The sequence below is a fragment of the Syntrophorhabdus sp. genome, from assembly GCA_012719415.1.
Lineage (GTDB): Bacteria > Desulfobacterota > Syntrophorhabdia > Syntrophorhabdales > Syntrophorhabdaceae > Delta-02.
Genome location: JAAYAK010000148.1, coordinates 1 through 10672, shown reverse-complemented (window position 1 = coordinate 10672; position 10672 = coordinate 1). Strand labels below are relative to the sequence as shown.

Genomic DNA, 10672 nt, shown 5'->3' with positions numbered 1-10672 from the left:
CTAGGAAACCTTTTCTCCCTGCGACCCGCTTTTTTCCGCTATGCCGGCCGCTTCGGGTTCATTGACCGATCTTTTGAAGCTCTTGATGCCTTTGCCGATGGCGCCGCCTATCTCCGAGAGCCTTCCGGCACCGAAGATCATGAGGACGATCACCATGATGATTATGAGTTCCGGCATACCAAGTCCAAACATACCACTACCTCCTTACTTTGCCTTGCCGCCTGCCGCGGGTTTTGCCTGCGGGCCTTCCCCGAAGGGGATCTTCATGTTGAATTTCGTGTGGCAGTCAAGACAATAGATCTTCGATGCCTTGTGGGCGCTGTGACATACAGTGCAGTTGACTGTCCCCAGGTGCGACTTATGGGGATTCCTGTCTGGGAAATCCTTCGGCTCCGTCTTTTTCGCAAGACTCTCCTCGTCTCCGTGACAGGCGAAGCAGCGGGCGTTCTCGACGGAATCGCCCTGCTCGGGAACCTTGCCTTCGTGGCAGCCGGAGCATGTGACATTCTTCTTCCCGTGATGGGCGTCGAGGAACTTCGAGGACGACCAGGAGGCGAAGATCTTCTTCGTCTCTTCCATGCCCTCTTTCGAGAGGACACCGAGGTTCGCCTTTGTCCCTTTCACGCCGAGGGCCTTGCCGGGTGTCCAGGTGTGACAGGCAAGACAATCGACTTCAGCGCCCGGTTGTGTGTGGGAAAGGTGCAACCTGGCCGAATAGGGCTTCGGTTTCGCCTTCGCTTGCTTGTCGGGTTGGTGGCATTTCGTGCACGCCGTCACATCCTTCCCGGTAACCGGTGGATGCGCCTTGGGCAACAGCGAGGAGAATTCGCTGTGGCAGGCAGCGCAGGACTGCTTCGAAGCAGGGGTTTTCGAGGCTGCCCGGGCGTCTGCCCCTGAAACCACGAGCAAGACAAGCAGGAATACTGCAACAGTGTTCACGAGCATTCTGGTCATGCGTCACGTCCTGATGGTTTCCGATAGCAGGGAAGGTAATGCACGGACGATGGTCCGGCATTACCTTCCCCGTGGAGACATGATTATTTCTCTTTTGCCGCGTTGGCCCCGGCTATTCTGCCGAAGACGACGCAGTCGGGAATGGCGTTGCTTCCGAGGCGGTTGGAACCGTGGACTCCGCCCGTCACCTCACCGGCAGCGTAAAGACGCGGGATGGGTGCGCCCCATATATCGATGACCCGGGCGTCCTTGTCTATTCTCAGACCGCCCATCGTGTGGTGAACGGCGGGCCACTGGGCTATGCCATAGAAAGGACCCTTATCGAGGGGGATCATGCTCTTCGTCATGGGCTTGTTGCATTCGGGGTCCTTGCCGTCTTTGATATACTGATTGTGCTTCTTTATCGTGTCTTCAAGGACGTCCGCCGGCAGCTTCAGCTTGCCGGCAAGCTCGGCGATCGTCGCGGCCTTGATGAAACGGCCTTTCTTGATGCCCTTCTCGACCTCTTCCTTTGTACCGCCCATCTTCGTTACCATCTCCTCGTTGAAGATGGAGTACGTCGGTTTGTCTCCCAGCTTGATCTGGGCAAAGGAGCACACATCGCGCCGTTCCAGTTCGTTGACGAACCTCTTGCCCTTCTTGCTGACATAAACGAGGCCGTAGCCGACACCGTTGAAGGGATAGACGGCAGGCGTATCGAGAATGCCCGTTTCAGGCTCCGCGAAGGGATAGAGCTGAATGAAGGCGAGCTGCAGGGAATCAGCCCCGATCGACTGGGCAAACCGGAGCATTTCGCCCGTTGCACCGGGGTGGTTGGTGCAGTTGAACTCGGGGACGATGCCGGGGTTGAATGCCGCGCGCATCTTGATGTCCCTGCTGAACCCGCCTGAAGCCAGAATAAGGGCTTTCTTTATCTTGAGATTCTTCTTCCCTTTCGGGGTCTTTATCTCAACGCCCGCGACAGGGCTGTTGACGTCTTTCCTCCAGATCCAGGTGACCTCGGTGCCGAGCCTTACCTTCGCTCCCTTGCCTTCGGCGATCTTCTTGATCGCTTCCGTGTATCCGCGGCCCACACCCTCAACACAGGTGTGCGTCCTGTAGGCGCTGTGTCCGCCAGCCCTCGTGACCGTTTGTCGGATCTTCAAACCGCCGTCCTTGATCATCCAGTTGAGTGCCGGTGTCGCACCCTTTGCCAGGATCTCCACCAGGTCCGGAATATTGTAGAAATCTCCACCTTTCAATGTATCCGCCTTGTGCTGCTCGACGCTGTCATTGCCGAGGTTCAGCTTCTGGCGCAGATGGTACTCGTCGTCCCAGGACGCGTACACGCCGCCGTTTATAATGGAGTTGCCGCCGTATGTGGGCATCTTCTCCAGTATCACGGTCTTGGCTCCGGCTGCCGCGGCCTCCGCCGCCGCCGCCAGTCCGGCAAAACCGGAACCCACGATCACGACGTCGATCTCCTCGTCCCATTTCTTCGGCAACTGGCGAAGCGGAGCCGCCTCTGCCTTGCTGCCCCCAAAGTGAAGGCCAAAAGCGCCGGCCGCTGCAACGGCGCCGATGCCGAGAGAGGTCTTCAGGAGGTCACGCCTGTTCATCGCGAGTCCTTCCTTTTTCTCCTCTGTCATGCCGGAAGTCTTGTTCTTAGCATCCTTTTCCATGTGAGTCGCTCCTTTCAGCTGTATATGATTGAGATACATTCCACATAATTTGTCCGTTTAAGACTTACGCACATTGTGTGCCAGAGACTACATCCTTTAATATCGGAAAGATACGATCCATGGCGACAATTACCGTGAAATATGACAGTTATTGACTGATGCATCTGTCAGTTGCGACCCTTTCTGTTGAATATGATAGATTTATCTCTTTGCACCGTAATCTCAGAGTACCGGGCGCGGGACCTTAAGGCCGCCGCAGAACTGGTGCCGGCCATCACCGAGGAAGTGGCAAACATTATTAAATTGCATGTTTAGAAACTATTCAATTCGTGTGGTATGTTTTCATAACGTATTGTGGTGCATATAATGGTTTGTTTTTTCGTGACACGGGGTACGGCTCACGTTGCTCAGTCACGTTCTTCCGTTCCCGGCCTTGACATGGGAAACTTCCTTGTTCTATGATTTTTCTTTTCGGACAGACGGGGCGGGCGAGGCGACCCATCGTGCCTGACTCCCGGCGCACACGAGAGGGAATGCATGGAATTGCTGAACAAGATCTATTACGGAAATGCGGTACAGGACTGGCTCATCGCGGCGGGTATCCTGGTGGTCGTGTTCGCCATACTGAAGATCATCCAGCGCGTCGGGATCAACCGGTTGTCGAAGCTGAGCCTTCTGACCCACAACAGGATCGATGACCTTCTCGTCGGGGTTCTCGAAAATACGAAGTTCTTCTTTCTCCTTGTCGCCTCCGCCTATGTGGCGTCCCTCACGATCACGTTCAAACCTTCCGTCACGACCGTGTCCGAGAAGGTGATCGTCCTCGTCCTCATTCTGCAGGGAGGTTTCTGGGCAAGCGCCGCCGTGTCTTTCGGGCTCGCCAGGAACATCGAGAAGCGGATGGGCGAGGACGCGTCCAGCGCCACCACGATCACCTTCCTCGGGTTTGTCGCACGCATCATTCTGTGGATCATCGTCCTTCTTTCGATGCTGGCCAATCTGGGCGTCAACATCACCGGCCTTATCACCGGCCTCGGCATAGGAGGCATCGCGGTCGCCCTGGCGGTCCAGAACATACTCGGCGACCTTCTGGCCTCCCTGTCGATCGTACTGGACAAACCTTTTGTCATAGGCGATTTCATCGTCGTCGATTCCCTCGCCGGAACCATCGAGCATATCGGCCTGAAGACGACGCGGATCCGCAGCCTCAGCGGAGAGCAACTGGTCTTCTCCAACAACGACCTCCTGAAAAGCCGTGTCCGCAACTACGGCCGCATGTCCGAAAGGCGCATTGTCTTCAAGCTCGGCGTCATATACCAGACCTCCCTCGAAAAGCTGAAAGCCATCAAAGAGATCCTAACCGACATAGTCAACAATCAGGAGAACGCGCGCCTTGACCGCGTCCATTTCAAGGAATACGGCGATTCATCCCTGAACTTCGAGGTTGTCTACTACGTGACCAATCCGGATTACGGCTTGTACATGGACGTTCAGGAAAGGATCAACCAGGAGATATTCCGGCGCTTCGAGGAACAGGGCATCGAGTTCGCCTACCCCACGCAAACAATCTATATACAGCGCGAAGGGGAGTGAAGACGGTCACAGGTCGCAGGTCACACGTCGCAGGCGAGGAAAGACCTCACAGGTTCCAGGCAAAGACAGCACCCGTCTTTCGTCCGTGAAACTTGGAACTTGAAACCTGAAACTGTCTTCGCATAACGTCTTACCTCACTCGGGAAGGATCCGGGTGGGCATTTTCGGGAAACGCTTCTTCAGACCTTTGAAGTAGTCCGGGCTTCCGAGGCATTCATCGTTGTCTTCCTCCGAGCAGGCCAGCTCCGCTATCTTCCATTTCGCGCCGCTCTTGCGGAGCAGGGCTGAGACTTCCTCGTACTGGTTCGCGCCGTCGGCAGACTTCGGAGATGTCTCGATCCAGGCCCAGCCGTTGAGGACCTTCAAATACTTCACGACAAAGATCGCATCGATGCGGTGCAACCTCCGGATCTCCCCTCGCAGAGTATCGAGGATCGCCTTCCTCTCAACGGAACCCGCCGATGGCGTGACCGCCGTCTCCTGAGCCTGTGCGACGGGGCTGAAACATTGCAGGACACAGACCATCGAGATGATCCCGACGAGAACCAGCACACTCTTTCTTGCCATACCATTCCTCCTTCAACGGGCCCCGCTCCAATCGCTTGCGATGCAAGCCGTCGGTCTATCCGACCATTATTGCACCCCGCGAAAGCAATGGCAAGGGGCAAGAAAGGTGCTTTGAATCGCTTGAACCGCTACTTCAGCAACAGCTTGATCACGATGAAGCCGCCGATGAGCAGGACCGTGAACAGGATGGCGAGCTTGTTGAAATACCTGTCGATCCAACGTGTCATGGGCTCGCCGAATTTCCATATTATCCCCGCAACGAGGAAGAAGCGAAGGGAGCGGCCTACGGCTGACGCCAGGATGAACTCCAGGAAGTTCACTTTGCAGACTCCGCCGGCAATGGTGAAGACCTTGTATGGTATGGGCGTGAAACCGGCGGTGAACACTGCCAGAAAGGCGTTCTCGTCATACTTGCCCTTGACGAGGTTGAAGACATCCTGGGTAAAGCCGGGAATGTAATCGAAGAAGAACCGCGCGAAGGCACTGAAGCCCCCGTCAGACGTGTACCAGAGAACATACCCGATGCCGTAGCCGATGGTGCCTCCGATCACTGAACCCAGGGAACAGACGAAGGCATACTTGAATGCCCTCGCCGGCACGGAAACCGCCAGTGCAATGAGGAGCACGTCGGGAGGAATAGGGAAAAAGGAACTCTCCGCCAGGGCGAGAACAAAGAGAGCTGGTGTGCCATAGGGGGTATGCGCCCAGTGAAGCACCCAATCGTACAGCCGCCTGACGAGGTTTTGCTTCATTCCCGGTTTCTCCGTGCCGTCATCGCGCATCATCCTGGACTCACGAACCCCGTCCTCATTCCGTGCCTCTTCGCAGTGCTTCGATGCGCTCTTCGAGCGGAGGATGGGTCATGAAAAGACGCCGAAGGCCGTGGCCCACACCACCCGAGATGCCGAAGGCCTTCATCTGGTCCGGCAGGTGCGGCTGGTTTACAGACCTTTGCAGGCGCACCAGGGCGGCTATCATCTTCTCCCGGCCTGCAAGGCGAGCGCCGCCGCTGTCAGCCCGGAACTCCCTCTGGCGACTGAACCAGAAGACCACAACGCTGGCCAGGATACCGAAGACGAGCTGAGCAATGATCGTCGTAAGGTAAAAGGCCGGACCGTGGCCCCTCTCGGTCCTGAAAACAGCGCGGTCGATCATGTACCCCACAACGCGGGAAAGAACGATAACGAACGTGTTGACCACCCCCTGTATCAGGGCGAGGGTTATCATATCGCCGTTCGCCACGTGGCTCACTTCATGACCAAGAACCGCCTCGGCCTCGCTTCGGTCCATGGCGCGCAAAAGGCCGGTACTGACGGCCACGAGCGCCTTGTCACGCCGCATGCCCGTGGCGAAGGCGTTGACATCCGGCGCGTCGTAGACGGCCACCTCCGGCATGCCGATACCGGCAAGCTCCGCGTGTCTTCCAACGGTCCGTACCAACCACGCCTCTGTTTCGTTCCCCGGGGAGATAATGACCCGGGCGCCCGTCAGCCGCTTGGCCGTCCACTTGGACAACGCCAGAGATATGAAGGAACCGCCAAACCCGAAAACGGCCGCGAAAATGACAAGATTCCTCAGATCGAGAGCAACCCCCTGCTCGTCGAGCATCCTGTCCACACCGAGCAGGCTGAGCACGATGGAGAGCACAAGGATGATCGCAAGGTTGGTGATAATGAACAACGCTATCCTCTTGAACATGATGGCCTCCTTTCAGAATCATCGTCCAACGTAAATTCCGGCCGGGGCCGCATCCGATCTCGTCGTGCCCGCCGGCACTCGATCAGTGCGATTGCACCGGTACACCCGGGACGGCCGTGCGCCTGCCCCGGAACTGATAAGAATATCAGACCCGGCCGGTCAGGACAACAAAAACCGGAGGGGTTCCGCCCTCGCGGGAGACAGGCCCTTAAACCCCTGTCATCCCGGCATAGCCTGTGGTAGACTGTGGCTAACAATACGTGGCGTTTCGCAGATGCCGGCCGGGTTCCACCAAACCTTTCCGGGGTCGATCCTGACCACACGCCCGCGGCACATCGTCGTATACGCGCGCACGGAGCCGACCCATGAAAGAGACATATGCGGATGGAGTATCCCACGGGAGAAAGAATCACATGAAATTTACGTATTACGGTGATCTGCTGGGCATCTCCGGCTACTACAGACTCAACCCCAGCGTTGCCAAGGAAAAACTGAACCAGTTCTACGATATTACCTTTGAAAGCCTGTCGCAATACTGCCGGCAAAACAACATGGCCACCGTGGAAATGTTCAGCGACAGCCTGCTGTTCTATGGCGACGATGTACATGCCGCCATCGAACAGCTGCACTCCGTTTACGCGAGATTGCTCTACAAGGGTTTGCTCTTGCGGGGCGCCATCGTGGAGGGCCGGTTGGAATTTGAACCCCGCCTCACCTATGACAACTACGAAAAGAAACTGCCGCAGGACGACACCCTCGCGAGGGCCATGGGCCTGGAAAGCACAAAAAAAGGCGCAAGGTTCCTGATAGAGAACCAGCTTGCCGCCAAACTGCTTCATCAGTATCCGGAATGGCTCACGCAGGAAGGCTACGTGATGAGCTTCAACAATCCCCACTACACCGGCGTCCCGGAAAGCAACATGCTCCGCAGGATATCGCCAACACCGGAGCAGGACACTTACGAGTACCTTTATTTCTGGATCAGTCCGGGCCATAAGGCCTACCTCAATCTTGACCGCGAGTTCAGGGCCAGGGACCTCGAGGTACTGAGGTCAATGACGAGCGAATCCATCGGCGCCCACTATAGAGAAACGATAGAACTGCTGAAACGGTCGAAAACCCGCCAAAAGGTTACGAACGAACGGCTCGCGTCCTGCGCGGCGGACCAGAGAGCGTAGCCTGTAACCATCCTTCTTAACGATCCGGCATCAGGCACAGAGGGCCGAACACCTCAGCACTTCGAAGGCGTCCGCGGCCCGACCAGGTGGTCTTCAAATACCTTCCGGAAATGGAAGCCGTAGATGGAATACGCTATGGCCTGCGGCAAGAGCCGGGGACGTTTCAAGAGGGACCAGAAGAGAAGCTTCCAGTAGTATCGCCTCGCGCTGTCTCGTATACCCAGTATGAACACTGTTTTCAAAGGGGCGGCAAGATAGCCGAGCTTATGGCGGATGGACCTGACATCAAGATGTCTCTTTCTCCTCTCAAGGGGCTTGTACTCCCGCAGGAAAGCCTTCACCCGCTCGTAGTATGATCCGGGGGAGTATATGCCTTCGATGATCCTCCTGTATCCCTCGGCAAGTTTTTCGTAACCCATCCTGGGGATTATGTTTGTTGAGAAATCTGTGTTGTCACCGGAAATATTCCTCGTCAAGCGGCCTTCCCGGCTCAGACGCTCGTAAAGCCGGCTGCCCCGCGGCGCATTCAGTATTCCCACCATGGCCGTTATGATCCTGCTGTTCCTGATGAAATCGATCTGCCTGTCGAAGGTGTCAGGTGAATCATTGTCAAAACCCACGATGAACCCTCCCCGGACGTCGAGACCGAATCTCTGGATCTTCCTGACGCAGGAAACGAGATCACGGTTGGTGTTCTGGAACTTCTTGCACTCGCGGAGCGCGTCGTCCTGCGTTGTCTCGATCCCGACAAAAACGGACTCGAAACCCGCCCTGATCATGAGCCTGATAAGCTCGTCATCATCGGCAAGGTTGATCGATGCCTCCGTTGCAAATTCGAAGGGATGCTTTCTGCGCTTCATCCAGTCGACCATGGCGGGAAGGACGCGTTCCTTGAGTTCCCTCCTGTTCCCTATGAAGTTGTCATCCACAAAGAACACACCGCCCCTCCAGCCCAGTGAATAAAGAGCTTCCAGCTCGTTCAGCACCTGGTCGACGGACTTCGTCCTCGTCTTCCTGCCAAAAAGGGTTGTGATGTCGCAGAACTCGCAGCTGAACGGACACCCCCTGGAATACTGGATGTTCATTGATACATACCGCTTCATGTTCACAAGGTTCCACAGCGGAACAGGCGCTTTATCGAGGCTCGGGAAGGTGGTGGTCGTGTAAAGGTGGCCCGCCTTGCCGTCGGCCAGGTCTGCCAGAAAAGAGGGGAGCGTGGCCTCCGCCTCGTTGAGCACGAGGTGGTCCACATCCTCGAATTCTTCCCGCGCCGCTGTGAAGAGTGGCCCGCCCGCGACGATCCTGACCCCCGCGTCCCTGCATCTCGCGATAACCTCCCGCACGGACGCCTTCTGTACCGCCATCGCGCTGAGAAACACGTAATCCGCCCATTGGAGATCCCTGTCTTCCAGTCCTCCTACATTCATATCCACAAGTCTCTTCTGCCACGCCTCCGGAAGCATCGCGGCGATGGTGATAAGACCGAGCGGTGGATGAAGGGCCCTCTTGGATATGAATCGCAGGGCATGCTTGAAACTCCAAAAGGTGTCGGGATACTCCGGGTACACGAGAAGTATGTTCATTTTTCCTCTTTTACTCCTACCAGGTAACCAGCCATTGTGAGTGAGAAATGAAGCCCGGAAACGGGTCAGAGGAGCGGCAGGCGTGTACTATACATAGTACCATGAGAATACTGGAATAGACAGGAGTATCTTTGAGACAGTTCATATCTTGCATGAGCAAGGGTGTTTCGACGGCGCCGGGGATGTACCTCCGTTTCCCTGAAATGCTTTTGACATCGGGGAGAATAATGATATAGTTTTTATACCATAATGGAATTCGAGTTCGACAGGCGGAAGAGTCTCAGGAACAGGGAGAAGCATGGCATCGACTTTGTTGAAGCCCAATTGGTCTGGGAGGATCCCGATCGGATCGAGGTACCGGCAAGGACTGAGGATGAGGCGCGCTATCTTGTCGTGGGGATGATTGAGGATAAGCACTGGTCGGTGGTCATAACGTACAGGGGAGCAAAAACGCGAGTGATTTCAGCGCGCAGGGCGCGCAAAGAGGAGAAGCAGCTCTATGAAAGCCAAAGATTTTGACAGGAAGTTCGACACGGGGGAGAACATCTCGGAACACCTCGACCTCACAAAGGCAAAAAGACCCGGACGAGCCCACAAGAGGATAAATGTCGATCTGCCCGAATGGATGGTCACCTCTCTCGATCAGGAAGCAAAACGCCTCGGCGTGACGAGACAATCGATCATCAAGGTGTGGATAGCGGAGATGCTGAAAAAAGCGTCATAGCGGAAAGAAGGGCTTGAATAGCTTGAGCCGCTTGAACGTTAACCACAAAAACCCTTAAGGACCGTCTCGTGTTGATTCCGTAGCAGCGCCAAAGCAAAACTCCAACCGATGGTTGGAGAGATCAGCTGGTCTAAGAACCTTATTCTCAGAATGTCTCCGCTCTTCTGCTCCGTCAACCTTGTTGTCTGGTGATCAAGACGTCGACGATGACCGTAATTCTTCCAGAAGAGACTTCAATTCCGGTAGACGGTCCCGCACAACCTTCCACACGGTCTTGATATCCACACCCATGTAATCATGGATGAGAATATCACGCATGCCGGCCATTTTGCTCCATGGGATATCAGGATGCCTGTGGCAGAAGGACATGGGTATACGTTTTGTGGCTTCGCCGACAACCTCCGGGCTCCTGATCACCGCGTTCACGGTCTTTCGGTCTGCCGCAAACGTCTCGTAATCCATGCCGCTCGTGAATTCTATCGCGTCCGCTATGGCTGTTGTGATATCGCCAAGGTAGTCGGACAGGTCCCTCTTCCTTTATACATATTCGACCTCGGCCAGGATGCGCTTGCCGATGGTTGGCTTCAAGGCCGACTCCATCACAAGGTCAACCTTCGACTGCAGCCTGTCTTCGAGGTGCTCGCGAAGGTCAAGAAAATCGAAGAGATCGATGTCGCGGCTGAAGGCGACAAGTATATCGATATCGCTTCTTTT

Annotated in this window: 13 protein-coding genes; 4 read left to right on the top strand and 9 right to left on the bottom strand. The window is 55.8% G+C overall.

Going from position 1 to position 10672, the window contains the following annotated elements; all coding sequences use genetic code 11:
* The 3 genes from tatA to GXX82_09285 form a co-directional block, all read right to left on the bottom strand.
* Positions 1-192 (bottom strand): twin-arginine translocase TatA/TatE family subunit, encoded by a 192-nt coding sequence (tatA, locus tag GXX82_09295; GenBank protein NLT23228.1) that lies wholly within the window; start codon positions 190-192, stop codon positions 1-3.
* A 12-nt stretch (positions 193-204) separates the two neighbouring features.
* Positions 205-579 carry a cytochrome c3 family protein gene (locus GXX82_09290; protein ID NLT23227.1) on the bottom strand — a complete coding sequence of 125 codons (375 nt, stop codon included), beginning with the start codon at positions 577-579 and terminating at the stop codon, positions 205-207.
* A gap of 458 nt (positions 580-1037) precedes the next feature.
* Positions 1038-2582: a flavocytochrome c gene (locus GXX82_09285; GenBank protein NLT23226.1), complete on the bottom strand. Its 1545-nt coding sequence runs from the start codon at positions 2580-2582 to the stop codon at positions 1038-1040.
* 570 nt (positions 2583-3152) lie between these two features.
* Between GXX82_09285 and GXX82_09280 the strand changes: the two genes are divergently transcribed.
* On the top strand, positions 3153-4208 hold the full coding sequence (locus tag GXX82_09280; GenBank protein ID NLT23225.1) for a mechanosensitive ion channel family protein: 1056 nt from the start codon (positions 3153-3155) through the stop codon (positions 4206-4208).
* 135 nt (positions 4209-4343) lie between these two features.
* On the opposite strand, the gene GXX82_09275 is transcribed toward GXX82_09280, so the two are convergent.
* From GXX82_09275 to htpX, 3 genes are all read right to left on the bottom strand, one after another.
* A complete protein-coding gene (locus GXX82_09275) occupies positions 4344-4733 on the bottom strand; it encodes a hypothetical protein (protein NLT23224.1) in 390 nt (129 codons plus the stop codon).
* 170 nt (positions 4734-4903) lie between these two features.
* Complete coding sequence (locus tag GXX82_09270) at positions 4904-5527, bottom strand: DedA family protein (protein ID NLT23223.1); 624 nt, start codon at positions 5525-5527, stop codon at positions 4904-4906.
* A 55-nt stretch (positions 5528-5582) separates the two neighbouring features.
* Complete coding sequence (gene htpX / locus GXX82_09265) at positions 5583-6473, bottom strand: protease HtpX (GenBank protein NLT23222.1); 891 nt, start codon at positions 6471-6473, stop codon at positions 5583-5585.
* Between the two features lie 413 nt (positions 6474-6886).
* On the opposite strand from htpX, the gene GXX82_09260 reads away from it, so the two are divergent.
* A complete protein-coding gene (locus GXX82_09260; GenBank protein NLT23221.1) occupies positions 6887-7651 on the top strand; it encodes a hypothetical protein in 765 nt (254 codons plus the stop codon).
* Between the two features lie 53 nt (positions 7652-7704).
* Here the strand turns inward: GXX82_09260 and GXX82_09255 are convergent, their stop codons facing one another.
* Positions 7705-9234 (bottom strand): DUF4070 domain-containing protein, encoded by a 1530-nt coding sequence (locus GXX82_09255; protein NLT23220.1) that lies wholly within the window; start codon positions 9232-9234, stop codon positions 7705-7707.
* A gap of 246 nt (positions 9235-9480) precedes the next feature.
* On the opposite strand from GXX82_09255, the gene GXX82_09250 reads away from it, so the two are divergent.
* Both GXX82_09250 and GXX82_09245 read left to right on the top strand, forming a co-directional pair.
* On the top strand, positions 9481-9753 hold the full coding sequence (locus GXX82_09250) for a BrnT family toxin (GenBank protein ID NLT23219.1): 273 nt from the start codon (positions 9481-9483) through the stop codon (positions 9751-9753).
* The gene (locus GXX82_09245; protein NLT23218.1) at positions 9734-9958 is read left to right on the top strand and encodes a CopG family transcriptional regulator; all 225 of its coding nucleotides are present in this window, start codon (positions 9734-9736) and stop codon (positions 9956-9958) included. Before GXX82_09250 ends, GXX82_09245 begins: the two co-directional genes overlap by 20 nt.
* A 192-nt stretch (positions 9959-10150) precedes the next feature.
* On the opposite strand, the gene GXX82_09240 is transcribed toward GXX82_09245, so the two are convergent.
* A complete protein-coding gene (locus GXX82_09240; protein ID NLT23217.1) occupies positions 10151-10420 on the bottom strand; it encodes a DUF86 domain-containing protein in 270 nt (89 codons plus the stop codon).
* A 75-nt stretch (positions 10421-10495) separates the two neighbouring features.
* A partial coding sequence (locus GXX82_09235) for a nucleotidyltransferase (protein ID NLT23216.1) occupies positions 10496-10672 on the bottom strand: 177 nt, incomplete at its 5' end.

Excerpts from the sequence above, each read along its gene's own strand:
- GXX82_09280 (NLT23225.1), top strand. The coding sequence starts at position 3,153 with ATGGAATTGCTGAACAAGATCTATTACGGAAATGCGGTACAGGACTGG.
- tatA (NLT23228.1), bottom strand. The coding sequence starts at position 192 with ATGTTTGGACTTGGTATGCCGGAACTCATAATCATCATGGTGATCGTC.
- GXX82_09290 (NLT23227.1), bottom strand. The coding sequence starts at position 579 with ATGGAAGAGACGAAGAAGATCTTCGCCTCCTGGTCGTCCTCGAAGTTC.
- GXX82_09285 (NLT23226.1), bottom strand. The coding sequence starts at position 2,582 with ATGACAGAGGAGAAAAAGGAAGGACTCGCGATGAACAGGCGTGACCTC.
- GXX82_09260 (NLT23221.1), top strand. The coding sequence starts at position 6,887 with ATGAAATTTACGTATTACGGTGATCTGCTGGGCATCTCCGGCTACTAC.
- GXX82_09240 (NLT23217.1), bottom strand. The coding sequence starts at position 10,420 with ATGGATTACGAGACGTTTGCGGCAGACCGAAAGACCGTGAACGCGGTG.
- GXX82_09245 (NLT23218.1), top strand. The coding sequence starts at position 9,734 with ATGAAAGCCAAAGATTTTGACAGGAAGTTCGACACGGGGGAGAACATC.
- GXX82_09255 (NLT23220.1), bottom strand. The coding sequence starts at position 9,234 with ATGAACATACTTCTCGTGTACCCGGAGTATCCCGACACCTTTTGGAGT.
- GXX82_09275 (NLT23224.1), bottom strand. The coding sequence starts at position 4,733 with ATGGTCTGTGTCCTGCAATGTTTCAGCCCCGTCGCACAGGCTCAGGAG.
- GXX82_09270 (NLT23223.1), bottom strand. The coding sequence starts at position 5,527 with ATGAAGCAAAACCTCGTCAGGCGGCTGTACGATTGGGTGCTTCACTGG.
- htpX (NLT23222.1), bottom strand. The coding sequence starts at position 6,473 with ATGTTCAAGAGGATAGCGTTGTTCATTATCACCAACCTTGCGATCATC.